The sequence below is a fragment of the Kribbella sp. NPDC051137 genome (genome assembly GCF_040682535.1).
GTDB lineage: Bacteria > Actinomycetota > Actinomycetes > Propionibacteriales > Kribbellaceae > Kribbella > Kribbella karoonensis.
This window is the reverse complement of record NZ_JBFBBI010000006.1, coordinates 483,874-507,374: the sequence shown is the minus strand read 5'-3', so window position 1 is coordinate 507,374 and position 23,501 is coordinate 483,874. Positions and strand designations below refer to the sequence as shown.

Annotated in this window: 28 protein-coding genes; 12 read left to right on the top strand and 16 right to left on the bottom strand. The window is 68.6% G+C overall.

Annotation, left to right across the window (positions count from 1 at the left end):
- Positions 1-60 precede the first annotated feature (60 nt).
- From AB0M51_RS33145 to AB0M51_RS33135, 3 genes are all read left to right on the top strand, one after another.
- Positions 61-996, top strand: a complete 936-nt coding sequence (locus AB0M51_RS33145) for an SDR family oxidoreductase (protein WP_344192279.1) — start codon at positions 61-63, stop codon at positions 994-996.
- Positions 993-1,754, top strand: coding sequence for a class I SAM-dependent methyltransferase (locus tag AB0M51_RS33140; protein WP_344192281.1), 762 nt, complete (start codon positions 993-995; stop codon positions 1,752-1,754). Before AB0M51_RS33145 ends, AB0M51_RS33140 begins: the two co-directional genes overlap by 4 nt.
- 90 nt (positions 1,755-1,844) lie before the next feature.
- Positions 1,845-2,138, top strand: a complete 294-nt coding sequence (locus AB0M51_RS33135; RefSeq protein ID WP_344192283.1) for a hypothetical protein — start codon at positions 1,845-1,847, stop codon at positions 2,136-2,138.
- Here AB0M51_RS33135 and AB0M51_RS33130 read toward each other — a convergent pair.
- Entirely contained in the window at positions 2,135-2,674 is a 540-nt protein-coding gene (locus tag AB0M51_RS33130) for a dihydrofolate reductase family protein (protein WP_344192285.1), read from the bottom strand. The genes AB0M51_RS33135 and AB0M51_RS33130 overlap by 4 nt on opposite strands.
- 96 nt (positions 2,675-2,770) lie before the next feature.
- Between AB0M51_RS33130 and AB0M51_RS33125 the strand changes: the two genes are divergently transcribed.
- Positions 2,771-3,637 carry a DUF3800 domain-containing protein gene (locus AB0M51_RS33125; RefSeq protein ID WP_344192287.1) on the top strand — a complete coding sequence of 289 codons (867 nt, stop codon included), beginning with the start codon at positions 2,771-2,773 and terminating at the stop codon, positions 3,635-3,637.
- Here AB0M51_RS33125 and AB0M51_RS33120 read toward each other — a convergent pair.
- Positions 3,616-4,383 carry an NAD(P)H-binding protein gene (locus AB0M51_RS33120; RefSeq protein ID WP_344192289.1) on the bottom strand — a complete coding sequence of 256 codons (768 nt, stop codon included), beginning with the start codon at positions 4,381-4,383 and terminating at the stop codon, positions 3,616-3,618. The genes AB0M51_RS33125 and AB0M51_RS33120 overlap by 22 nt on opposite strands.
- A gap of 156 nt (positions 4,384-4,539) precedes the next feature.
- On the opposite strand from AB0M51_RS33120, the gene AB0M51_RS33115 reads away from it, so the two are divergent.
- The 3 genes from AB0M51_RS33115 (at position 4,540) to AB0M51_RS33105 (ending at position 6,708) form a co-directional block, all read left to right on the top strand.
- A complete protein-coding gene (locus tag AB0M51_RS33115) occupies positions 4,540-4,917 on the top strand; it encodes a YciI family protein (protein ID WP_344192291.1) in 378 nt (125 codons plus the stop codon).
- Between the two features lie 124 nt (positions 4,918-5,041).
- The gene (locus tag AB0M51_RS33110; RefSeq protein WP_344192293.1) at positions 5,042-5,623 is read left to right on the top strand and encodes an adenylate kinase; all 582 of its coding nucleotides are present in this window, start codon (positions 5,042-5,044) and stop codon (positions 5,621-5,623) included.
- Positions 5,624-5,658: 35 nt separating this feature from the next.
- A complete protein-coding gene (locus tag AB0M51_RS33105) occupies positions 5,659-6,708 on the top strand; it encodes a biotin/lipoate A/B protein ligase family protein (RefSeq protein WP_344192295.1) in 1,050 nt (349 codons plus the stop codon).
- On the opposite strand, the gene AB0M51_RS33100 is transcribed toward AB0M51_RS33105, so the two are convergent.
- Positions 6,692-7,513 (bottom strand): PhzF family phenazine biosynthesis isomerase, encoded by an 822-nt coding sequence (locus tag AB0M51_RS33100; protein ID WP_344192297.1) that lies wholly within the window; start codon positions 7,511-7,513, stop codon positions 6,692-6,694. The two genes, AB0M51_RS33105 and AB0M51_RS33100, sit on opposite strands and share 17 nt — an antisense overlap.
- 89 nt (positions 7,514-7,602) lie before the next feature.
- On the opposite strand from AB0M51_RS33100, the gene AB0M51_RS33095 reads away from it, so the two are divergent.
- A complete protein-coding gene (locus AB0M51_RS33095; protein ID WP_344192299.1) occupies positions 7,603-7,986 on the top strand; it encodes a VOC family protein in 384 nt (127 codons plus the stop codon).
- Here the strand turns inward: AB0M51_RS33095 and AB0M51_RS33090 are convergent.
- From AB0M51_RS33090 to AB0M51_RS33060, 7 genes are all read right to left on the bottom strand, one after another.
- Positions 7,974-8,621, bottom strand: a complete 648-nt coding sequence (locus AB0M51_RS33090) for a DUF1707 domain-containing protein (protein WP_344192301.1) — start codon at positions 8,619-8,621, stop codon at positions 7,974-7,976. The genes AB0M51_RS33095 and AB0M51_RS33090 overlap by 13 nt on opposite strands.
- Positions 8,618-9,340 (bottom strand): PadR family transcriptional regulator, encoded by a 723-nt coding sequence (locus AB0M51_RS33085; protein ID WP_344192303.1) that lies wholly within the window; start codon positions 9,338-9,340, stop codon positions 8,618-8,620. Before AB0M51_RS33085 ends, AB0M51_RS33090 begins: the two co-directional genes overlap by 4 nt.
- A 75-nt stretch (positions 9,341-9,415) precedes the next feature.
- Entirely contained in the window at positions 9,416-10,123 is a 708-nt protein-coding gene (locus AB0M51_RS33080; protein WP_363751873.1) for a DUF2993 domain-containing protein, read from the bottom strand.
- A complete protein-coding gene (locus AB0M51_RS33075; RefSeq protein ID WP_363752381.1) occupies positions 10,113-11,009 on the bottom strand; it encodes an NAD-dependent epimerase/dehydratase family protein in 897 nt (298 codons plus the stop codon). The genes AB0M51_RS33080 and AB0M51_RS33075 overlap by 11 nt, the downstream gene beginning before the upstream one ends.
- A gap of 87 nt (positions 11,010-11,096) precedes the next feature.
- Complete coding sequence (locus tag AB0M51_RS33070; protein ID WP_344192311.1) at positions 11,097-11,642, bottom strand: ATP-binding protein; 546 nt, start codon at positions 11,640-11,642, stop codon at positions 11,097-11,099.
- A gap of 22 nt (positions 11,643-11,664) precedes the next feature.
- On the bottom strand, positions 11,665-12,336 hold the full coding sequence (locus AB0M51_RS33065) for a hypothetical protein (RefSeq protein WP_363751870.1): 672 nt from the start codon (positions 12,334-12,336) through the stop codon (positions 11,665-11,667).
- Complete coding sequence (locus tag AB0M51_RS33060) at positions 12,329-12,847, bottom strand: hypothetical protein (protein ID WP_344192315.1); 519 nt, start codon at positions 12,845-12,847, stop codon at positions 12,329-12,331. The genes AB0M51_RS33065 and AB0M51_RS33060 overlap by 8 nt, the downstream gene beginning before the upstream one ends.
- Positions 12,848-12,954: 107 nt before the next feature.
- Here AB0M51_RS33060 and AB0M51_RS33055 point away from each other — a divergent pair, with 107 nt between their 5' ends.
- Positions 12,955-13,695, top strand: coding sequence for an SDR family oxidoreductase (locus AB0M51_RS33055; protein WP_344192317.1), 741 nt, complete (start codon positions 12,955-12,957; stop codon positions 13,693-13,695).
- 7 nt (positions 13,696-13,702) lie between these two features.
- Here the strand turns inward: AB0M51_RS33055 and AB0M51_RS33050 are convergent, their stop codons facing one another.
- Positions 13,703-14,743 carry a LacI family DNA-binding transcriptional regulator gene (locus AB0M51_RS33050; RefSeq protein WP_344192319.1) on the bottom strand — a complete coding sequence of 347 codons (1,041 nt, stop codon included), beginning with the start codon at positions 14,741-14,743 and terminating at the stop codon, positions 13,703-13,705.
- Positions 14,744-14,909: 166 nt separating this feature from the next.
- On the opposite strand from AB0M51_RS33050, the gene AB0M51_RS33045 reads away from it, so the two are divergent.
- Genes AB0M51_RS33045 through AB0M51_RS33035 form a run of 3 tightly spaced genes read left to right on the top strand, consistent with a single transcriptional unit; the run spans position 14,910 to position 17,964 of the window.
- Positions 14,910-16,172 (top strand): extracellular solute-binding protein, encoded by a 1,263-nt coding sequence (locus AB0M51_RS33045; RefSeq protein ID WP_344192321.1) that lies wholly within the window; start codon positions 14,910-14,912, stop codon positions 16,170-16,172.
- Entirely contained in the window at positions 16,169-17,128 is a 960-nt protein-coding gene (locus AB0M51_RS33040; RefSeq protein WP_344192323.1) for a sugar ABC transporter permease, read from the top strand. The genes AB0M51_RS33045 and AB0M51_RS33040 overlap by 4 nt, the downstream gene beginning before the upstream one ends.
- Positions 17,125-17,964, top strand: a complete 840-nt coding sequence (locus AB0M51_RS33035) for a carbohydrate ABC transporter permease (RefSeq protein ID WP_363751866.1) — start codon at positions 17,125-17,127, stop codon at positions 17,962-17,964. The genes AB0M51_RS33040 and AB0M51_RS33035 overlap by 4 nt, the downstream gene beginning before the upstream one ends.
- Here AB0M51_RS33035 and AB0M51_RS33030 read toward each other — a convergent pair whose 3' ends face one another.
- Genes AB0M51_RS33030 through AB0M51_RS33010 form a run of 5 tightly spaced genes read right to left on the bottom strand, consistent with a single transcriptional unit; the run spans position 17,965 to position 23,301 of the window.
- Positions 17,965-19,026 carry a LacI family DNA-binding transcriptional regulator gene (locus tag AB0M51_RS33030; protein WP_344192327.1) on the bottom strand — a complete coding sequence of 354 codons (1,062 nt, stop codon included), beginning with the start codon at positions 19,024-19,026 and terminating at the stop codon, positions 17,965-17,967. It lies immediately after the preceding gene.
- Between the two features lie 43 nt (positions 19,027-19,069).
- On the bottom strand, positions 19,070-20,077 hold the full coding sequence (locus AB0M51_RS33025) for a hydroxyacid dehydrogenase (protein WP_344192330.1): 1,008 nt from the start codon (positions 20,075-20,077) through the stop codon (positions 19,070-19,072).
- Positions 20,078-20,103: 26 nt separating this feature from the next.
- Positions 20,104-21,000 (bottom strand): carbohydrate ABC transporter permease, encoded by an 897-nt coding sequence (locus AB0M51_RS33020; protein WP_344192333.1) that lies wholly within the window; start codon positions 20,998-21,000, stop codon positions 20,104-20,106.
- Positions 20,997-21,962 (bottom strand): sugar ABC transporter permease, encoded by a 966-nt coding sequence (locus tag AB0M51_RS33015; RefSeq protein WP_344192336.1) that lies wholly within the window; start codon positions 21,960-21,962, stop codon positions 20,997-20,999. The genes AB0M51_RS33020 and AB0M51_RS33015 overlap by 4 nt, the downstream gene beginning before the upstream one ends.
- 28 nt (positions 21,963-21,990) lie before the next feature.
- Entirely contained in the window at positions 21,991-23,301 is a 1,311-nt protein-coding gene (locus AB0M51_RS33010; protein ID WP_344192338.1) for an extracellular solute-binding protein, read from the bottom strand.
- Positions 23,302-23,501: the final 200 nt, after the last annotated feature.

Below are 23,501 nucleotides of genomic sequence, written 5' to 3'. Positions count from 1 at the left end.
ACCGCTGGTCTGATAGCGTCGAGCCATAACAGACCACCAGTCTTTTATGGAGCGTGCAGCATGTACGAGGTCCCTGACCAGACCGGCAAACTCGTTGTCGTGACCGGTGCCAACAGCGGTACCGGCAAGGAGGCCACCAAGCGCCTCGCCGCGGCCGGTGCCCGCGTGGTGATGGCGGTCCGCACCCCGGCGAAGGGCGAGGCGGCCCGCGCCGAGATCCTCGCCGAGCACCCGGACGCCCAGCTCGAGATCCGCCGGATCGACCTGGCCGACCTGGCGTCGGTGCGGGAGTTCGCCGATGGGCTCGCCGCCGACGAGCAGCACGTGGACGTGCTGGTGAACAACGCCGGCGTGATGACCCCGCCGACCAGGATCGCCACCTTGGACGGGTTCGAGCTGCAGTTCGGGTCGAACTACCTCGGCCCGTTCGCGCTCACGGTCCGGTTGCTGCCGCTGATCCTGGCCGCCCCTGCGCCACGGATCGCCACCATGTCGAGCGGGGCGGCGTACCTGGGCAAGATCGACTTCGACGACCTCCAGTGGCAGACCCGCCGGTACCGCCGGACCGCGTCGTACGCGCAGTCCAAGCTCGCCGACCTGATGCTCAGCAACCACCTCGCGCAGCTGTCGGTCGAGCGCGGCTGGGGCCTGACCAGCGTCGCAGCGCACCCCGGTTACACCCGGACCAACCTGCAGACCGCCGGTGCCGCCCTAGGCCGGGAACGGCCGTCGGCGCTGAACCGGCTGATGATGGGCTACAACCCGCTGCCCAAGCAGGACGTGGAGACCGGCACCGAGCCGCTGCTGTTCGCGGCCGCCGACCCCGCGGCCAGGTCGGGGGAGTATTACGGGCCTGACGGAATCCTCGGACTGGTCGGCAGGACCACCCTGGTCCGCAACCCGAAGACCGCGACCGACCCGGCGGTCAACGCCCGGCTGTGGCGGGTCTCCGAGACCCTGACGGGAGTCGCGTTGCCCTCTATGCTGCGGAAGTGAGCGAGTGGTCCAGTGGGGGAATCTACGAGTCGTACGTCGGCCGATGGAGCCGTCTCGTCGCAGCCGAGTTCGTTGACTGGCTGAAGCAGCCGCCGGGACAGCGTTGGCTGGACGTCGGCTGCGGCACCGGCGCGCTGACCAGCACGATCCTCGGTACGGCGGACCCGGGGTCGGTGCTCGGCGTCGACCCGTCGGAGGGCTTCGTCGAGTACGCGCGGCAGACCGTCGACGACGAGCGGGCCGCGTTCGAGGTGCGGTCCGCGGCCGAGCTGCCGGACGGCCCGTACGACGCGGTCGTCGCCGGGCTGGTGCTGAACTTCGTCCCCGAGCGGGTCGAGGCCCTGCGCCGGATGCGGGAGATCGGGAGCACGGTCGCGGTCTACGTCTGGGACTACGCGGGCGGCATGCAGCTGATGCGGTACTTCTTCGACGCGATGACCGAGCTCCGCCCGCAGGACCGGGAGGTCGACGAGGGGCGCCGGTTCCCGTTCTGTACGGCGGAAGGGCTCGAGCGCTTGTTCGGCCAGGCCGGGTTCACGGACGTGCGGACCCGGGAGATCGTCGTGCCGACGGTGTTCGAGTCGTTCGACGACTACTGGCAGCCGTTCCTGGGCGGTCAGGGCGTCGCACCGGCCTACCTTCGCGGGCTCGAGGTCCCGGACCAGGAGGCGCTACGCGACGCCGTACGGAAGCGCTTGCCGATCGGCGCGGACGGCTCGATCAGACTCACGGCACGCGCGTGGGCCGCTGCGGGTTGAGAAAGCCGTACAACAGGTCGTCCGTCCACTCACCTTTGCATGTCAAAACCCGGCGCTCGGCTCCGTCCTGTTGGTGAGAGGAGAGCGCCGATGAAGTTCCTACTGATTCTGCAGGGTGCCGGTGACCCGCGGCTGCCGCGCGAAGTGTTCGAACGGGCCGCGGGCGACGCGGGCGAACTGGTGTCCGGCGAACTGCTCGCCGATCCGCAACTGTCCGTCCAGCTCCCGGCCGGCGAACCCTCGCGCATCGACGGGTACTACGTGATCGATGTCGAGGACCGCGACCGCGCCGTCGAGCTCGCCCGCCTGCTGCCGGACGCACGGACCGGCGGCCGCTCCGTCGAGATCCGCGCGCTGATGCACCCGGCGGCAGTTGATCTCTAGACCACGTCGAACCACAGGCTGGTGGCCAGCGGGGTTTCGGTGACGCTCCGGCGTTCCAGGCGGACCGTGCGACCGCCCGGGTGCGCGAACAGCCGGGTGCCGTCGCCGAGCATCACCGGCGCGTAGAGCACCAGGACCTCGTCGAGTTCGCCGGCCTCGATGCACTGCCGGGCGATGGTCGCGCCCATCACGTTGACGTACCGGTCCCCGGCCGCCTCCTTCGCCTGTGCGAGTGCCTTCGCGAAGTCGTCGACGTACATGACACCGGGCCGTACGTCGGCCGGCGGGCGGTGCGTGACGACGTACTCCGGTCCGTCGTAGCCGCCGCCGAACGCCTCGCCCTCGTTCGGGTCGCCCTTGTGCGGGTCGTCGCCGTCGTGCGTCCGGCGGCCGACCAGCAGCGCGCCGATCCGCGGCACGAGCTCGTCGACCTCCGGGTTCGGGCCGAGGTACGGGCGCATCCACTGCATGTCGCCGCCGGGTCCGCTGATGAAGCCGTCCACCGACAGCGTCACGGAGTACAGCACCTTCGCCATGGTCGTTCCTTTCGTAGCGGGGATGTGCTGTTGAGACGAGCGGCGGCCGGAAAACTCATCGCGATCCGGTGCGGACCGGTCCATCATGGCGGGTACATGACATCGCGGACGGACTGCATCGAAGTGGCGTGCGACGAGTCGGGGTTCTCCGGTACCAACCTGCTCGATCCCGCCTCGCCGGTCATCACCCACGCCGGTGTCGATCTCGACGTGTCCGCGGCCGCCGACGTCATCGCCGTACTGCGGACCAGTCTGCGCCGGAGTTCGGAGTACAAGTCCAACCAGTTGCTGCGTCCGGAGCAGCGGCCCGCGCTCGAGTGGTTGCTGACCACGCTGCGCGGGCGGGCGCATGTGCACGTCATCGACAAGACCGCGTACGTCGCCGCGCGGGTGTTCGAGCTGTTCACCGAGGAGCCGACGTACGGCGCCGGCACCAGCCTCGGATCGGACCACTCGGCAGCCGCCGAGGCGCTCCGGCACCGGACAGGGTTCCTCGCCGCGTTCGTGGAGCTGACCCGGACGAAGCGGGTGCGGCTGATGGATCATGCGGCGGTCGACCGGTTCTTCGCGACGATGCCGGCCGACGTACCCGCCTTGCGGGCGCTGACCCGGGCCCGGGTCGAGACGGTCATGCAGCGGCTGATCGACGAGGACCCCGAGCTCCCGCCGCCGCTGGAACCGTTGGTCCCGGCGCTCGCCGAGACGGTGCTGTACTGGAGCGCCGGCGGCCGTTCGGTCGCCGTGGTACACGACGAGCAGAGTGCGTTGACGCCGGGGCGGGTGGACCGGCTGGGGCAGTTCCTGGCCGCGCGGGTCGATCCGCCGCCGTTGCGGTCGTTCGTGCAGGTCGACTCGCGGGAGGATCCGCGGGTCCAGGTCGCCGACTTCCTGGCCGGGATCGCACGGCGCGGGCGGCCCGACCTGGAGGAACTGCTCGAGCCCTACACGTGCGCGGCCTCCTGACCTTCCACGAAGTCTTCCCAACTGTGAGTACCGAATGTCGCTCCGGTCAGCGTGAGGTTGGCGCCCGCGCGGTACACCTTGCCCGCCTTGCCGGGGACACGGATCGGCACCGACAACCGGTGCTTGCCGGTCGCCCGCAGGTAGTCGTGGGCCAGCTCCGGCAGCGTGTAGACCTTCGGCCCGACCAGGTCGGCGACCAGGCCCTGCGGTTCACCGAGGACCAGCTCGGCGAGCCGCGCGGCCACGTCCCGGCCGTCGACCGGCTGGAACCGGATCCCGCCCGGCATCGGCATCACCGGCAGCTTCGCCATCGCCCGCACCGTCGTCCAGGCGAAGTCGTGCAGCTGCGCGACCCGCAGTACGGTCGACGGGACCGAGGAGCGCCGGACCGCCTGTTCGGCGCCGAGCTTGGACTTGAAGTAGCCGAACGGCAGCCGGTCGACCGCGGTCACCGAGATGTGCACCAGGTGGCCGACCTTCGCCCGCTCGGCGGCCTTGACCAGGTTCGCCGTGGTGATTTCGTCGCCCTTCGGCGCACCGGCGAGATGCAGGACCACGTCGACGCCGTCCAGGGCCGAGTCCAGCCCGTCGCCGATCCGCAGGTCGACGGCCAGGTACGCGACGCCGTCGCCGCGGTCGCTCGGATGCCGGCTGAGGACCCGCACCGTGCAGCCGGCCGCCTGCAGCAGCGGCACGACCTGTTGGCCGATCCGTCCGGTTCCGCCGGTCACCAGCACTGTGCTCATGATTCCTGCTCCGTTCTCGGGGTCTTGTAGCGCTGACGGAGCCCGGCGGGGTGAGTGTGACCGAATGTGAGCTGGAATACAGCCAGGCAAAATGTCGAGGGCCTGCCACTGCCTCCGACGTCCGGGGTGTATCGGCACAACACAGGAGGTTCTGAGATGAAGTACGTGGTCCTGATCCACTCCAACCCGCAGCCGTGGGGACACCCGACGATCGACTTCACCGAGGTCGGCCGGGCGATCCCGGCCGACGAGCGGGCGGCGATGGGCAAGGAGTTCGACGAACTGCTCACCGAGCTGTCCGCGTCCGGCGAGCTGGTCAGCGGACTGGCGCTGGACGCGCCGTCGACGTCGCGGACCTATCGCTGGGAAGGCAAGAAGCCGGTCAGCACCGACGGCCCGTACGCCGAGTCGAAGGAGCAGCTCGCCGGGTTCTTCGTGCTGAACTGCGCCAGCCGGGCGCGGGCGGAGGAGCTGGCCGCGAAGTTCGCCGGTCCGGGCGACGTGATCGAGCTGCGTCCGGAGATGGAGTTCTGAACGCGCTTGCGCACAGTTCCGCGCGGATGTGACGTACGTCGGATTTTTCGAGTGACGTACGCCGTACCGCGGGGTACCGGAGTTCCCATAATCTTGGGGACTTACCGAGAGTCAGGAGTGCGCCGTGACGACTGTCTTGCTGATGGGGCCGCCCGGAGCGGGTAAGGGCACGCACGCGGGCCACCTGGCCGGACATCTCGGCGTACCGGTGATCTCCACCGGCGACCTGTTCCGTCGCAACATCGCCGACGGTACGGAGCTCGGCCGCACCGCGCAGCGCTACCTCGACGCCGGGGAGTACGTGCCCGACGAGGTCACCAACGACATGGTCCGCGACCGGCTCGCGGCGACCGACGCCCGTCCGGGATTCGTCCTGGACGGGTATCCGCGGACCCTCGAGCAGGCCCGCGTACTCGACGGCATCCTCAGCGAGCAGGGCCGTTCGCTGGACGCGGCCGTGGTGCTGAAGGTCCCGGTCGACGCGCTGGTCGGCCGGCTCCTCAGGCGCGCCGAGATCGAGCATCGCTCGGACGACACCGAAGACGTGATCCGGCGGCGCTTCGAGGTCTACCACGAGCAGACCGCGCCGCTGCTCGAGTTCTACTCCGCCCGCGGCATCGACCACGAGGTCGACGCGTCGCCCGACATCGACACGGTCCGCGTCCAGGTCCGCCAGGTGGCGGTGCAGCTCAAGCTCGCGGCGTAGGGAACAAGCGCTCTCCGGAGCCAGTTGTTCTGAGCATGCATGGTGAGTACAAGGTCCCCGGCGGGAAGCTCGTCGTCGCGGACCTCGACGTGGTGGACGACCGGGTGCGCTCGGCGCAGATCTCCGGGGACTTCTTCCTCGAGCCGGACGACGCGCTGGAGCGGATCAACGGTGCGCTCGCCGGGCTGCAGGTCGACACGGCCGCCGCGCAGATCGCGGCCCGGGTACGGGGCGCGCTGGGCGACGGCGTCGAGATGCTCGGGTTCTCGCCCGAGGCCGTCGCGGTCGCCGTCCGGCGGGCGCTGACCGGAGCGACCGGCTGGCACGATCACGAGTGGCAGTTCGTGCACGACGTACCGCGGGAGCCCGCGCTGCAGATGGCGCTCGACGAGGTGCTGACCGAGGAGGTCGGTGCGGGCGAGCGGCCGCCGACGCTGCGGGTCTGGGAGTGGGCGTCGAACGCGGTCATCATCGGCAGCTTCCAGTCCGTGCGCAACGAGGTCGACCTGGACGGTGCGGCCCGGAACGACGTCACCGTGGTACGCCGGATCAGCGGCGGCGGGGCGATGTTCGTGGAGCCGGGGAACACCATCACGTACTCGCTGTACGTCCCGGAGTCGCTGGTCTCCGGGCTGTCGTTCGTCGAGTCGTACGCGTTCCTCGACGACTGGGTCATTGGTGCCCTCAACGACCTCGGGATCGCCGCGACGTACCAGCCGATCAACGACATCACCTCCCCGGCCGGGAAGATCGCGGGCGCCGCGCAGAAGCGGTTCGCCGGCGGTGCGGTGCTGCACCACGTGACGATGGCGTACGACATGGACGCCTCGAAGATGCTCGACGTACTGCGGATCGGCCGCGAGAAGCTGTCCGACAAGGGCACGACGAGCGCGAACAAGCGGGTCGACCCGCTCCGCAGCCAGACCGGCCTCGACCGGGCGGAGGTGATCTCGCGGATGGTCGGCACCTTCCGGAACCGCTACGGGCTCGCGGACGGCACGATCTCCGCCGGCACCGTGGCGCTCGCCGAGGAGCGGGTGGCGGCGAAGTTCGGCACCGAGGAGTGGCTTACGCGGGTGCCGTGATCGGTACGGCGTTGCCGCTGACCCGCACCCGCCGGTCGTCCGGGCGCAGCTCGACCGTGATCAGGCTCGGCCGCCCGAGGTCGTCGCCCTGGTGGAGCGTGATCTTCGGCTGATCGCGGCCGAGCTCGCGGAGGTACGCGCCGAACGCGGCCGCGGCGGCACCGGTCGCCGGGTCCTCGACGACGCCGCCGACCGGGAACGGGTCGCGGACGTGGAACACGGTCGGCGATGCCGGCCAGACGAGCTGCAGCGCGGTCAGGTCGCGGTCGAGCATGTACCGGCGCAGGCCGTCGAAGTCGTAGTCCAGGTCGGCCAGGCGCTGACGGGTTCGCGTTCCCAGCACGAGATGGCGGGCACCGGCGTACGCGATCCTCGGCGGCAGGTCGGGGTCCAGGTCGTCGGCGGACCAGTTGAGCAGGGCCAGCGCGCCCGGGACGTCGTCGGCCTCCTCGACGGACGGCTCGACGCTCGTGAGCGTGGCGCGCAGCTCCGCGTCGACAGTGACCGGGACGAGTCCGGCCTTCGTCGAGAAGACGAGTTCGCCCGGGCCGTTGCGCTCCGCGAGGGCGACGGCGGTCGCGACGGTCGCGTGCCCGCAGAACGGCACCTCGGCCTCGGGAGAGAAGTAGCGCACCGGCTGTACGCCGCTCGGCTGCATGAGGAAAGCCGTCTCGGAGTACCCGACGTCCGCCGCGATCGTCTGCATCGCGGCGTCGTCGAGGTCACGCGCGTCGAGCACCACCCCGGCGGGGTTGCCGCCGGCCGGGTCGGAGGTGAAGGCCGCGTACCGCAGCACCGTCGTCATAGGCCCATCCAATCACCGCGTCCAGTCCAGCTGCGCCTCAGGAATCCGCAACCCCCGCCCGTACTCCTTCGCGACCGACAATTGCCGGTATGGAGATCGGGTACGTCATCTTGTATGTCGAGGACCTGGCGGTGTCGGTGGGGTTCTACCGGGACGTGGTGGGGCTCGCGTACAAGTTCACCGATGCGGGGTATGCGGAGTTCGACGCGGGCGGCCTGCGGTTCGGGCTGTACGAACGGCGTCGCGCGGAATGGCTGACCGGGCGTGCGGTGACGCCGGGAGCGGGTGGAGAAGTGGTGGTGACGGTCGAGGACGTGGACGCGTGCGTCGCCCGGCTGCGGAGCGCGGGCGTCGAGGTGCTGAGCGGGCCCGCGGACCGTCCGTGGGGACACCGGACGGTCCACGTCGCCGACCCGGACGGGTTCGTCGTGGAGTTCGCGGAGGAGATCCCGCGGACCCGTCAGCGCCGGTAGTGCTGCCAGCGGCCGCGGGAGATGCCGCTGATCATGACGACCCAGAAGACACCCCAGAGCAGCCACGGTGCGGTGAGCGCGACCGAGCTGACCACGAGGCCGATCATCAGGAACGGAGCGATCATCAGGAACGCCGGCGGCGGCCCGGAGCGCCGCGCCGGCGGACCGGCCGGGACGGGCTGCAGTGCGGCGGACCGCGGAAGCTCGTCGAAGAGCACGTCGAACTCGTCGGCGTACCGGGCCTTGGTCGCCCGCTCGCTCCGCTCCTCGAACTCCTCCTGCGTCAACCGCCCGGCCACGAAGTGCTCACTGAGCATCGCGACCGCCTGGTCCCGCTCGGCATCCCCGATCCGCACCCGCTTCGCCGGTACGTCGTTCGTCGGAAGATTCGCGGGCTGGTCGGTCACCGGGTTCTCGCGTGGTCCGGCTGGATCGCTCCACGCCGTGGCTCGCCAGTCACCGGACCAGCCGCGGGCGTGCCAGTCGCCGCCCCAGTTGTGCTGCCGGGAGCGGGCGTGCGGCTCGTCGAACCACCCGTTCCAGCCCTCGTCCCAGGTCGGGCCGCCCTGCCAGTCGCGCCGGCGGCGGCCGGCGGGACCGCCTCGGCGCCGGCGGTCCCGGTCGGCGGGGCTCATGACGGCTCCTGCTCGCCGTCGTCGTCGGTCTCCGCGAGGATCCCGTACAGCTTCCGCCGCAACTCCACGACCGCCTCGCGTGCCTTCGCCTGCTGCTCCGGCGTACCGCTCGCGAGCACCTGCCACATCGCCGTCGCGACCTGCCCGAACAGCGGCTTGAACCCGTTCTCGTCGTCGCCGGACGGCGCGCTCATCGCCTCCCACGGCGCGGACACCTCGTCCTGGTGCTCGGCGACGTACGCGCGTCCCTCGTCGGTCAGCCGGAACGTCCGCCGCCCGACCTCCGCGTCCGCCGTCACCAACCCCTCGTCCTCGAGCTGCTGCAGCGTCGGGTAGATCGAGCCGGGGCTCGGCTTCCACACCCCGCCGCTGCGCTCGGCGATCTCCTGGATGATGCCGTACCCGTTCATCGGCTGCTCGGCGAGGACCGCGAGGATGGCCGCGCGGACGTCACCGCGGCGCGCCTTCGGCCCGCGCCAGCGCGGCGGCGGCGGACCCCACGGCGGCGCGAACATCTGCCCGCCGCCGAACATGCCCCACTGCGGCCCGAAGCCCTGGTGCCCGCCGCGGTGTCCCTGGTGCCCGCGGCGGCCGGTCATCGCCGCGCGCAGCTCGTCCTTGATGTCGTCGAAGGCAGCACAGTTCCGCCCGAGCTGCCGCTCGAACTGCCGCACGAAGTCCTGCCACGGGAACCCCGCGGCGTACGCCGATCCGGTCATCTCGACCACCCGTCCCTCACGAATGTGATTGCGATAGTTCGACGATATATCGCGAACCATCGCAACCCAAGGGAGTCACCGGGTGAAGCTGAGGACCTTCACGGTCGCGTCGAGGACCACCGCGTTGTCCTGGATGCTCACCTGCGTCAGCTGGGCGTCGTACGGGAGCTTCGGGAGCTCGATCCCACCGGCGAGCTGACTCTTCAGGGCCCCCGGGATCGAGCCGGACTGGTCCGCGAGCACGAGGGCGATCTTGCCGTCCTGAAGCTGCGGCGACACCGGCACGTCGAGGTTGATCCCGTTCGCCGCGTACTTCAGATGCAGCTTGCCGCCGACCACCTCCGTCGACAGCCCCTGGATGTTCGTGGTCCTCACCGCCAGCCGGCCGAGCTCCCGCGGCGACAACTTCACCTGCATGTCGGTGGTGCCGACGGTGACCGTGCCGCTCTGGCCGAACAGCAGCGACCGCGGGACGTGCACGTTCTTCATGTCCACGGTCAGCTTCTCGCCTGGAACCTTGGCGAACGCCGGCTTGCCCATCGTCAGCGTGACCTTCGAGAAGTCCTGCTTGATCAGCTGCGGAAGGAACCCGAACCCGCCGATCTTCACGGAGGTGTCGGCGGAGCGCACCTGGTACTTCGCCGCCTCCTTCTGCGCCATCGACGCGAGCTGGTTCTGTGCGACGACCGCCGCGATCCGGTCGACGGCGACCAGTAACACCACCAGCACCACCAGCGTGACGACGAGCCGGCGCAAACCCCGGCCCTGCCTGCTAGGACTCATGACTGCCCTTCCCGATCATTTCCCGGAGCGCGTCGTCGGTCGGCGCCGCTTGGATGCCGAAGGCAACCGTAGCCGCGGTCGAATCGACCACGAACGGTCGCTGCCACTGGTACTGCATCTCCACCATCTCCCGGGCGGCCGGATCGACCAACCCGGCCAGCCGGAGTACCGCCGCCGGCATCGCGGCGACCCGCGCCGGCGGTGCACCCGCCAGTACGGCGGCGCGCGCGGCGAGCTGGTTGACCGACAGCGGCTCCGGTGTCGGTACGTGCCAGGCGCGGCCCCACGCCTTCTCGTCGTCGGCGACCGCGATCAGCATCCGCGCGACGTCACCGACGTACGTCCAGCTGTGCGGCGCGTCCAGGTCGCCAGGAAGCATCCCGCGCTTCCCGCGAACCACCTTCGGCAGCACGGTGACGCTGAACGGCGACACTGCGCCGGCGCCCAGGTAGTCGGACCCGCGGACCTCGGCGGTCCGGATCCGTCCCGCCTCGTGCGCGGTCAGCTGGTCGTTCCACAGCCGCGCCCGCACCCGCCCCTTCACGGTGTTCGGCCGCAGCGGGAGGTCCTCGGTCATCGGCCCGTCGACCGGGCCGTACCCGTACAGGTTCCCGGTCGTGACCAGCACCGCCCCGGACGCCTCCGCCGCCGCGATCAGCGCGGCACCGAGCGGCGGCCACTCCGTCGTCCACTTGTCGTACGCCGGTCCCGCGCACGAGTAGATCGCCGCGGCGCCGTCGACGTACTGCGTCAATCCGGCCTTGGCGTCCGCCGCGACCAGCTCGGCCCCGTCCGGCCCGGCGCCGGACCGGGTGATCACCCGAACCTGCTCGCCGCGCGCCAGCAGGAGTCGCGCCACGACACTCCCGACCGCACCAGCACCCACTACGACCCGCACACGCTTCCCTTCCAGCCGACCAGCCCACACAGTACAGATCAAACAGCCTGTGTATTCGCGGAGCTGAAGGTCCTCTCAGGTAGAGCGCTTTCCGACCGTCGCGGGCCACCGATCCGCGATCCACTCGCGCCAACTCCCGAAACCGTCCGGCGGATCACCGACCGGATCACTCCCGTCCAGCTCACCCGCCGTAGGCACGTCGAACCGCGCCGCCCAGGACGCCAGCTCCTCGTCCGAGATCGGCCAGGTGTCCTCCGGCCGCGCCGCCAGCCGCTCGTCCAACCGCCGCCGCTGCTCGTCCGCCGGCACCTCGAAGTACCGCACCTCGACCCGGGCCCCCACCCGCGCCGCCGCATCCCGCAACGCGTCCCGCTCCTCCCGGCTCCACAACCCGAAGTCGATCACCACGTCAACCCCGAGCTCCAGCCCCCGCAACCCGACCCCGATCAACCGCCCCTCGATCACAGTCGACGCAACCTCCGGGTTCCCGTCCCCGTAGAGCGCCTTCACCCACTCGTCCTTCGTCAACCGAAGCGCCCCCTCCGCCTCGACCCCCCGCGCCCAGGTCGTCTTCCCCGTCCCCGGCAACCCCACAGTCAGATACAACGTCGGCTTCTTCATCACAGAAGATTCTGACGAACTTCTACTCTCCCCGCTGAGGATTTGTCTGGTGTCCGCTCTGCTTGCCCGCCTGCTTGGAGGTGGGCGCTGACGATCGGCTCCCGAACGCGGTCTCGCTCAGCGGCCGCGCTCCCGTCAACGGCTTCTGCCCATCGAAGGCATGCGCGATCGCGCGGTTCGCGTCGAGGACCGGGTGCCGCTGATGCGCCTTGCCGCCGCTGCCCACCTGCGCCGCACCGAACCGGTCGAGTTGCGGGAGCCGCTGGTCCGGAGCCCGTCCGAGGCGCTCCGCCGTCCGCTGATACACGTTGTTGTTGCCGTGCCGGTGGCCGACGGCGATCACATCGCGCGCATCGGTCCCACCGGCGTTCCGGCCCGGGATCTCACGGAACGTGAGCCGATGGCTAGGCGGTCCGGTGCCGTCTTCGACCTTGGACACGACGATGTCCCGGCCGTCGCCAAGCCCCCGGTGCTCACCGAGGACGTGATGTCCTTTGGACGCTCCGGTCTCGAGATCCTCCAGCTCACGCAACGTGTTCTTGAAGAGTCTGCGATTCGCGTTGTGCGCAGGCGACTTGTCATCGGGGTACTGCTGGGCCTCCGCGGCGGCCGCGTCCCGCAGGCGTGTCAGGTCCTGGACGGCGTCCTCACCGAGCAGGACCTGGAACGGTCGCTCTGACTCGTCCTCAGCCATCGCTGGAGCCGCGTTCGCGGCGCATCTCGTCGAGCATCTGCTGGGTGAACGGGTCGTCCTTGGCCCACTCGTCGAGGCTGAACGGCTTACTGCCTGGCGTCGGTGCGGAGTCGTAGCTGCGGACCGTCGGATCGTCCAGCACGCCCGGCGGTGGCTCGTCGTCGCCGCGCATGGTCCGGTACTGCTGGGTCGACATCACCACCAGCACCGGTTCGGCAGCGCTGCCCACGAGGACGGGAGGCCCGAAGGTGCCGCGGCGCATCGCCTCCACCATCTCAGGCAGTTGCCGGACGAGTACGTCGGGAGCGACGACTTCCCGGTAGCGGCCGAGGGTCTCGTCGCCGTTGAGGTCGTCGTACTGGTCGTAGCTCGCGATGACGGCCTCAGGCACACCATCGTCTCCGAACGCGAACGCATGTGTGTCGCCGTGCGTCATCCGCTGAACCACGCCCGAGATGTCACCAGCGACGTCGGTAACGGACGGCAGATCAGGGTACGGCGAAGTGGACATGCTCACGATGGTAGGCGTCCACCAGGGGCGCTCCTGGTCCGCGACGGGCTTCCCGGCCTGCTGCGGACCGAGCCTGCTGACATGAATGTTTCCTTGGAGGTGGTGGTGTGGACTTCTCGTTGGACGGTCGGACGGCGCTGGTCACCGGGTCGGTGCGAGGGCTGGGGCTGGAGATGGCCCGTGGTCTCGCGGGGGCGGGGGCCCGGGTGCTGCTGAACGGGCGCGACGAGGAGACGGTCGCTGCCGCGGCGCGTGGGGTGCCGGGGCGGGTCGGGCATGCTGCGTTCGACGTGACCGATCTCGAGGCGGCGCGCGCCGCGGTCGACGGCCTCGGGCCGATCGACATCCTGGTGAACAACGTGGGGCATCGCGATCGGCGCGGATTCGGCGTACTGGACGCTGCGGATCTGCGGCGGATGCTCGACGTGCACGTGGCGTCGGCGTACTCGCTGAGCCGGCAGGTCGCGCAACGGCTGATCGACGCCGGCCGACCCGGGCGGATCATCAACGTGTCGTCGGTGATGGGACAGCTCGGGCGGTCCGGCGACGTCGCCTATCCGGTCGCCAAGGCGGCCCTGGACGGGCTGACGAGAGCACTCGCGGCCGACCTCGGACCACACGGCATCACGGTGAACTCGGTGGCGCCGGGAACGTTCGCGACCGAGGTCAACGCTCACCTGGCGGCAGATCCGGACTGGGTGGACTGGCTGCGCACCCGCACGGCACTGGGCCGTTGGGGCCGGCCCGAGGAGATCGCCGGCGCGGTCGTGTTCCTGGCCGGCGACATGGCGTCCTTCGTCACCGGCCAAACGCTCGCCGTCGACGGCGGAATGACCACAACTTTCTGACCAGCCGTCAGCGCGGCGCGGGCGCGGTGCTGCCGCGGACGACGAGTTCGGTGGCGAGTTCCAGCCGGTGGTGCTTCGGTGTCTCGCCGCGGCCGAGGGCGATCGCGAGGTTGGCGGCCGACGCGGCCATCTCGGTCAACGGCTGGCGGATCGTGGTGAGCGGGGGAGTGACCCAGTTCGTGACCGGAAGGTCGTCGAACCCCACCACACTGAGGTCCTCGGGGATGCGCAGCCCGGCCTCGGCGGCGGCTCGGTAGAGCCCGAGTGCCTGCAGGTCGTTGTGCGTGAAGACCGCGGTGGGCCGGTCCACGAGCTCGAGCAGGGTCCGGCCGTGGACCAGCCCGTCCTCGGTCTGGAAGGTGCCTTCGTAGATCAGGTCGGGTGCGACCGGCGTACCCGCGGCGTCCATCGCGGCGCGGTAGCCGTCGAGCCTGGCCCGGCTCGACAGCATCCGGTGCGGTCCGGTGATCGTCGCGATCCTGCGGTGCCCGAGCTCGAGCAGATGCCTGGTCGCCGAGAAACCGCCGCTCCAGTTCGCGGCGCCGACCGACGGGAACGCGTGACCCGGATCGCCGGTCGGGTCGAGCAACACGAACGGGATGTCGCGGCTGCGGATCTGGTCGCTCTGCTGCGGGGTGAGGCCGGAGAACACCGCGATGACGCCGATCGGCCGCCGGGCCAGTACACCTTCGATCCAGCCCCGGCCAGGAGTGTGTCCACGCATCTCGGACAGTACGACGGCCAGGCCGTTCTGGTCGGCGACACGTTCGACGCCCTTGATGATCTCCATCGCATAGGCGCCGGCCAGTTCGTGGAACACCAGCTCGACCAGCGCGGACCGGCCGGCGGGCTTCTTCAGCCGGCGGAAGCCGTGCCGGCTGATCACCTCCTCGACCTTGGCGCGCGTCCGCGGCGCGACGTCCGAGCGGCCGTTGATCACCCTCGAGACGGTCGGTACGGAGACGCCGGCCAGCTCGGCGATCTGGGCCACGGTCATCTCCGGAGCCGTCGTCTCGGCCGCGAGCGATGGATCGGTGGTACCGGTCATGGCGGCGAGTGTAGCTCCGAAAATTCCGGCCTGAATGTTTCGGAAGAACTTCCGGAATGAGGCATTGACCTCGAATGTGACCCGCCTTACAGTTCCGGCGTTCTTTCGGATTCAATTCCGAAACTTTCAGGCTTCATCGGTGTGTCCGCACTGCAGGAGGTTCGCCATGAAACGTCGTATCGCCGCCGTCGCCGCGGGCGTCGCGATGCTTGTCGCCGCCGGATGCTCGGGCAACAGTTCCGGGTCGGGCGGCGACTCGAAGTCGTTCGACTTCTGGTCGTTCTCCGGGATCAACCAGAAGGCAGCCGTCGAGGAGTACCAGAAGAAGCATCCCGACCTGCACGTGAAGCTCACCGAGGTCGGCTCCTCGGTCGAGACGGCGCAGGCACTGACCACGGCGCTCGCGGGCGGCAAGGTTCCGGACCTGGTGCTGATCCAGGGCGACGACATGCCGAAGTTCGTCGAGCAGCCGCAGAACTTCGTCGACCTGCGCACGCTCGGCGCGGACGACATCAAGAAGGACTACCTGGACTGGGTCTGGTCGCAGAGTGTCGCGAAGGACGGTCCGGTGCTCGGCATCCCGACCGACGTCGGCGGTCTGGCGATCGCGTACCGCAAGGACCTGTTCGCGGCGGCCGGGTTGCCGACGGACCGGGTCGCGGTCGGCAAGCTGTGGCCGACCTGGGACAAGTTCCTCGACGTCGGCAAGCAGTACAAGGCAAAGACCGGAAAGGCGTTCATCGACAACGCCGGGACGAGCGTGTTCTACCAGGCCGTGCAGCAGGGCGACATGAAGTACTACGACGCGGACCGCAACCTCGCCTACGACCGCAGCCCGCAGGTCCGCAAGGCCTTCGACTACGGGATCGCCGCGGCGCAGTCCGGCATCACGGCCAAGCTCGCCTCGTTCACCGAGAGCTGGTCGGCCGGCATGGCCAAGGGTGACTTCGCCGTGGTCGCGGCGCCGTCCTGGATGCTCGGCTCGATCCGGACCAACGCCCCGTCCACCAAGGGCAAGTGGGACATCGCCACGATCCCCGGCGGTGCCGGGAACTGGGGCGGCAGCTACCTGGCGATCCCGAAGAACGCGAAGAACCCGAAGGCGGCCTGGGACTACATCAAGGAGATGCAGTCGCCGCAGTCGCAGCTCGCGCACTACGTCGAGGCAGGTTCGCTCCCGTCGACCCCGTCCGTCTACAAGGACCCGAAGCTGACCTCGCACAGCGACCCGTTCTTCTCGAACGCGCCGACCGGCAAGATCTACACCGACTCGCTGCTGGGCCTGAAGCCGTTCTACATCGGCCCGGACAGCTCGGCGATCGGCCAGGAGTTCCTGAACGCGGTCACGAACGTGGAATCGGGCAAGGGCGATCCGGCGAAGGCCTGGGACACCGCCCTGCAGAACATCAAGACGGCGATCGGGAAGTGAGCAGTACGCTCACCGCACCGCGGACCTCGACGCGACCACCCGTCGCGTCGAGGTCCCGGATGCGGCAAAGCCTCGGCGAACGCGTCGCGCCGTACGCCTATATCGCGCCGTTCTTCCTGATCTTCGCGGTCTTCGGCCTGTTCCCGTTGCTGTTCACGTTCTACGTGGCGCTGTTCGACTGGAATCCCGTCGGGGCGCACACGTTCGTCGGCCTCGACAACTTCACCCGGTTGTTGGACGACACCCGGTTCTGGAACGCGTTGTGGAACACGATCAGCATCTGGGTGTTGTCCACCGTGCCGCAGCTGCTGATCGCGCTCGGCCTGGCGCACCTGCTCAATCACGCGCGCCTGCGGTTCGCGACGCTGTTCCGGATGTCGATGCTCGTCCCGTACATCACCTCGGTCGCCGCGACCACGGTCGTGTTCGCGCAACTCTTCGACCGCGACTACGGCCTGCTGAACTGGGTGCTGCACCTGGTCGGTGCCGGCCCGATCGACTTCGCCCAATCCACCTGGGGCAGCCAGGTGATGATCGCAACCATGGTGATCTGGCGCTGGACGGGTTACACGACGTTGCTCTACCTCGCGTCGCTGCAAGCGATCTCGCGGGACATCTACGAGGCGGCGTCGGTGGACGGCGCCGGCAACTGGAAGCAGTTCCGTCACATCACCATTCCGTCGCTCCGCCCGGTCATCGTGTTCACGATCGTCACTTCGACGATCGGCGGCCTGCAGATCTTCACCGAACCGCTGCTGGTGTCGCGCAGTTCGCCGATGACCTGCGGACCGGTCCGGCAATGCCAGACCCTGACGCTGTTCCTGTTCGAGCAGGGCTTCGGCCAGTTCAAGTTCGGGTACGGCGCGGCGATCGGCGTCTCGCTGTTCGTACTGATCGTCGCGTTCGCGCTGCTCAACTTCCTGCTGTCAACACGCCTCCGCCGGGAGAAGCCATGAGTTCGACACGTCGCCGGATCGACCGCGTGCCGTGGTGGGTCTACGTCCTGCTGGTGCTGGCCGTGGCCGGTGCGGTCTTTCCGCTGTACTGGATGTTCGTGGTCGCGTCGAACGACTCCGCGACCGCGTACAAGATGCCACCGCGGATCTTTCCGGGCGGGAACCTGTTCCACCTCGCGCAGCTCGTGTTCAGTACGGTCCCGTTCGTGCGGTCGCTGGTCAACAGCGCCGTGGTCGCGGTCGCGATCGGAGTCGGTCAGGGGGTGCTCTGCGCGCTGGCGGGGTTCGCGTTCGCGAAGCTGCGGTTCCCGGGCCGGAACACGCTGTTCCTGATCGTTGTGCTGACGATGACCGTACCGACCCAGCTGGCCGTGATCCCGCAGTACATGATCATGTCGAAGCTCGGCTGGGTGGACACGCTGCAGGCACTCATCGTGCCCGGCCTGGCCAGCGCGTTCGGGATCTTCTGGATGCGCCAGCACATCGGGTCGACGGTGTCCGACGAGTTGTTGCAGGCGGCAAGGATCGACGGGGCGAACAGCTGGCAGATCTTCTGGCAGATCGTGTTCCCGCTGGTCCGGCCGGCCGCGTTCGTGCTCGGGTTGCTCGGGTTCGTGACGGCCTGGAACGACTTCCTCTGGCCGTTCATCATTCTCAAGTCCCCGGAGATGTACACGGCCCAGATCGCCATCAAGGCGCTGCAGAACAGTTACGTCGTCGACCTCGGGCTCGCGATGGCCGGCTCGTTCCTGGCCACCGTGCCGCTGCTGGTGCTGTTCGCCTTCGTCGGCCGCCGCCTGGTGAGCGGCATCATGGACGGAGCCTTCAAAGGCTGATCACGGGCTGGGAGGTGGACCGGCGGAGTCGCGGATGATCACGTGCGTACCGATCATGGTGTGCTGGCTCAGCGCGTGGCGTTCGCGGTTGAGTGCGTGCCGTACGGCGGTCCGGCCCAGCTCCTCATAGTCCACGTGCACGGTCGTCAGCTCGGGGGTGAGGTCCCTGGCCAGCGGAATGTCGTCGTACCCGACGAGCGAGACGTCCTCCGGCACCCGGAGACCGGCTTCTCGTAACGCGACCAGTACGCCGCTGGCCACGACGTCGGTCGCCGCGAAGATCGCGGTGAACTTCCGGTCGCGCGCCAGCAGCTCGCGAGTGGCCTGGTATCCGGACTCGCGGTCGAACGTGACCGCGCTGGTCCGGTGCGACGTCATCGGCAGGTGGTGCGCCTCGTGGGCGCGCTCGAAACCGCGGAGGCGTCCGTCGACCGTACTGTGGCCGGCTTCGCCTGCACCGAGGAAGGCGATGTCGCGATGTCCCAGGGAGATCAGATAACTGGTCATGGCGTACGCGCCGCCTTCGTTGTCGTACTCGACCACGGTCGCGGGTGCGTCGGTGCCGAGCGGCGGACGGCCGCAGAGCACAAGCCGGGACCCCGACTTGTCGAGCGCGCGGGCTGCCTGCGTCAACCGGTCGACGTAGCTCCGGTTGCCGCTGCCGCCGCCGACCAGGACGACTGCCTCGGCCTGCTGCTCACGCATGAGCTCGACGATCTCCAGTTCGCGGTCCGGATCGCCGTGGCTAGTACAGACCAGGCACAGCCGTCCCTCGGCCGTGGCCTGCTGCTCGACGCCTTGGCCGACGTACGCGAACGCGGGGCCGACCAGGTCGTGGACGATGAACGCCACGGTCTTGGTGCCCCCGCCCCCGAGCGCACGCGCCTGGGCGTTGATCACGTAGTCGAGCTCGCGGACGGCCTTCATCACCCGCGCACGGGTCTCCGCCGAGACCGGGTAGTTGCCGGCCAGCACCCGGGAGACCGTGGTGGCGGAAACACCCGACGAGGCGGCGACGTCCTTGACCGTCGGCCGTTCGCCAGAGGTCGGCTGTCGCGCCACCGCGGCCCCTTTCGAAAGAGAACTGGAACGGGTCAACGATAGGCTAGGCGACCCGGTCCAGATCGGAGGCCGCGATTGCGTGGGCGAACGGGCGGCCGCTGAGGAAGCGTTCGAGTTCGTCGATGATGCAGTCGCCCATCCTTGCGAGCTCGTTGCCGTGTGAGCCGGCGATGTGCGGTGTCAGGAACGTGTTGGGTAGCTCCCACAGCGCGGAGCCGGTCGGCAGCGGCTCGGGCTCGGTCACGTCGAGTACGGCGTACAGCCGTCCGGCCTGAAGGTGCCCGATCAGCGCGTCGGTGTCGACGAGGCTGCCACGTGCGGTGTTGATCAGTGTCGCCCCGTCGCGCATCAGCGCGAGCTGTTCGGCCCCGACGAGGCGATCGGTCCGTGGATTCGCGGGAGCATGCACACTGACGACGTCACTGGTACGCAGCAGCGTGTCTAGGTCGACCAGCCGTACGCCGAGCTCGGCAGCACCGGCGGCGTCGACGTACGGGTCGAACAAGCACACCTCGAGGTCGAACGGACGGAGCAGCTCGATGACGCGCCGACCGATCCGGGACGCTCCGATGAGTCCGACCGTACGGCCGTAGTTCCCCACCCCCGTCTGGACCTCGGCCAGGGTGAAGTGCCGGGTCGAGTGGTACCGGTCGCGGAGACCGAACACGTTCTTGCCGGCGAACAGGATCGCGGCGACGGTGTACTCAGCCACAGGTACGGCGTTCGCCGCGGCCGCCGAGGTGATCGCCAGGCCGCGTTCCCAGAAAGCCGGGGACAGGAGTGCCTTGACCGAACCCGCGGTGTGCAGGACCGCCTGCAGCCGGGGTGCCAGGTCGAGGACATCCGCGGTGATCGGCGGGCAGCCCCAACCGGTGATCAAGAAGTCGGCCGATGCCAGGGCGGCCCGGGCGTCATCGGTGTCGAACCGCTCGGCGACGACGGTCGGGTCGATTCGCACGAGTTGCTGCAGCCGGTGCATGGACCGCGGTGGGTACAGGTCCGGCAGGTGGTGTGCACCGAGGGCGAATAGCGCCGCAGGGCGGTCGGCCACGGGTTCCTCCGTTCGTGGGTGGAAGGCTATTTCAGGCTGCCCAGCGTGATGCCGGAGCGCCAGTACCTCTGCATGGACAGCATCAGCGCGACGATCGGGACGAGCGAGACGATCGCGCCGACGATGACCAGCCCGGTGAGGTCGACGGACTGGTCGACCTTGATGTTCAGCCAGGAGTACAGGCCGAGCATGACGGTCCATTTCTGTTCACCGCGCAGGAACACCAGCGGTCCGAAGAAGGAGTTCCAGGAGCCGACGAACCCGAGCAGGAAGACGGTCGCCGATCCGGTCGTCATCAGCCGCGCTCCGATCGTGAAGAAGGCCCGGTACTCGCCCGCTCCGTCGACGCGGGCCGCCTCGAGCAGCTCCGGCGGTACGGCGCCCTCGGCGTACACCTTGGCCAGATAGACCGAGAAGGCGCTGAAGAAGTGCGGCACGATGATCGCCCAGGGCGTGTCGACCATGTGCAACCGGCTGTAGAGCAGGAACGACGGGATGGTCAGCAGCGCGCCGGGGATCAGGAACGAGGCGATGATGCAGCCCATCAGGACGCCACGGCCGCGGAACCGGTACATCGCCAGGGCGTATCCGCAGGCGACGCAGACGACGGTCATGCCGACCGTGCCGGCGACGCCGTACAGGAGCGTGTTCGCCATCCAGCGCAGGAAGATGCTGTCGTGGTAGGTGAACAGGTCCCTGGTGTTGTCGAGGAGGTGGAAGTCCGCGAACCACAGTCCGTTGGTCGTGTACAGGTCGCGCTGGTCCTTGGTCGCGGAGACGATCAGGAACCAGACCGGCGCGATCGAGTAGACCAGGAAGAACACGAGGCCGGTCCAGACCAGGATCCTCGACACCTTCGACGGATGGTGGCCGGCTGGCAGGTCGTCATCGTACCGACGCCTGCGGGCAGCAGTGGTTGTCATGCGGGAGCCTTGTTCGTGAGTTTGTAGAAGATCGCCGAGATCAGACCGACCACGAGCGCGAGGACGATGGACAGCGCGGCGGCGTAGTTGAAGTCGCCGACCGCGAACGCCTGGTTGTAGATGGTCATGATCGGCGTGAAGTCCTTGGTGACGGTCTCCGGGGTCATCGAGCGGAACAGCAACGGCTCGCTGAAGATCTGCAGTGTTCCGATGATGCCGAGAACGCTGACCAGTACCAGCGAACGCCGGACGTACGGCACCTTGATCGACCAGGCGATCCGCCATTCGGACGCCCCGTCGACCCGGGCGCTGTCGAAGATGTCGCGCGGCACCGCCTGCAGGGCGCCGTACACGATCAGCATGTTGAAACCGATGCTGCCCCAGGCCATCAGGTTGCCGACCGACACCCAGATCAGCTGACTGCTGTAGAAGTTCGCATTGATCCCGAACAGCTTGAAGAACGGCGTGAGTGGACCGACGGCAGGGCTGTAGAGATAGATCCAGATCAGGGTGGCGACGATGCCCGGACTCATGTAGGGCACCAGCATCGCGATCCGGAGTTTTCCGGCGACCCGTCGGCGGACCGAGTCGAGCAACAGCGCCAAGCCCAGGCTGATCACCTGGATCAGCGGGATGATCACGATCGCGAACAGCGCGACCCGCCACAGGCTGCCCCAGAACTTCCCGTCGTGCAGGGCGCGGTCGAAGTTCTCGAATCCGCTGAAGCTGACGGTCTTGTCGCCGAATCCGAGGCCCGAACTCTTGGCGGTGTAGAGGCTCTTGCTCAGTGCCATGATCACCGGGACCACCGTGAAGACCACGAATCCGGCGAAGAACGGCACGGTGAACGACGCGCCCTTGAGCGCTACGGTACGGCGCCAACGCGTACCGGAGGAACGGGTGTCCCCGGCCCGATCGGCAGGTGGGGTGGTCAACGGCTTCGGCTTCAGGTCCAGGGACATCCGTCCTCCTCGCACTCGGTCGGCGGTCTCAGTTCGCGACGTTGATGCCCTTGGCCTTCAGGTCGTCGACGGTGAACTTCTGCATGTTCTCGAGGAGCTGGTGGAAGGTGATCTTCTTGGTGACGGCCTGGGCCCACTGGTCCTGCAGTTCCTTGAAGACACCGGTGTAGTTGGGCCCGACCAGCCAGTTGTCCACCCCGGACGCGGACGCCTTGTTGATGACGGCTTCGGCCTCCGAGCGGTGGCTGCCGAACAGCTTCCGCGGTACGGCGGCGTCGATCCACGGCGACGGGTCGGGCATCGCACCCGGCCACGCGTAGGCGCCGGTCGTCTTGTCGAAGGTCGCGTCGATGCCGTCCTTCGTCGTGTTCATCCAGATGCCGACCTCACTTGCTTCCTTGGGGTGCGGGCATCCCTTCGGCACGAGCAGCGCGTTGCCGTGCGCGGGCGTCGCGAACTTCGTCGCGCCGGCGAACTGCGGCAGGTCGATCGGCTCCCAGTCGCCGATGGTCTTCTTGAAGTGGAGCTCGTAGTTGGTCAGCTGCCAGGTGGAGGTCGGCAGCGAGACCATCTTGCCTTGGTCGAAGTACGCGATCAGCGCGGGACGGTCCTGGTAGGTCTGGTTAGCGACCAGGCCGTTGTCCACGAGTTGCTGGAGAATGTTGGCGGCGGCAACGGACTCGGGGGACAGGAAGTCGACCTTCCAGGCGTCGTTCTGCACCGAGTACCAGGATCCGCCGGCCTGGACGATCAGGTTGACCAGCGTGCTGGGGTCCTCACCGGCCAGATTCATCACCTGGACGCCATGCGGCTTGAGCGCCTTCCCGGCGGCGATCACGTCGTCCCACGTCTTCGGCACCGGTACGCCGTACTTGTCGTAGGCGGCGCGGTTGATCATCATGAACGTCGGTCCGGTGCCGAGCGGAATGCCGTAGTACTTGCCCTGGACCTTGGCGCCGCTGAGCGCGGTGGCATTGAACTTGCTCTCCGCCGGCTTGACGTAGTCCGTCACGTCGGTGAGCAGGCCTTCCGACAGCAGGGCCGGTACGTCCCCGAAGTTCTGCGCCAGGCAGGGGATCGCGCTGCCTGCCGCGACGGTGTTGCGCAGAGCCGTCGCGGTACCGGGAAGATCCGCCTGCTTGACGAACTTGACCTTGATGTCGGTGTGGGTGGCGTTGAACTTGTCCACCACCGGCTGGATATCCGTCCAGCCCCAGTAGTCGATCTCGACCGGGCCGGCGGCCGACTTCTTACCGGTGTCGTTGCTGCAGGCGACCGCGGTGGCGGCCAGGCACAGGGCGAGGCCGGCCAGCACGGCGCGACGGCTGTTTCTGGGCATGCGTGTATCTCCGGGGTGAGCTAGGGGAATCGGGGCTGGTGACGGGCGTCATAGTTAACGATTTCTATGAAAGCTAGGAGAGGAATCTCTTGTCGTCAAGGCCTTGCGCTGCCGCCAGGGAGTCCTCATGATGCCGGGCATAGAAACCGATAACTACAGACTCGAAGTTCTCCTGCCTCCGCCTCAGGAAAGAAGGTGCT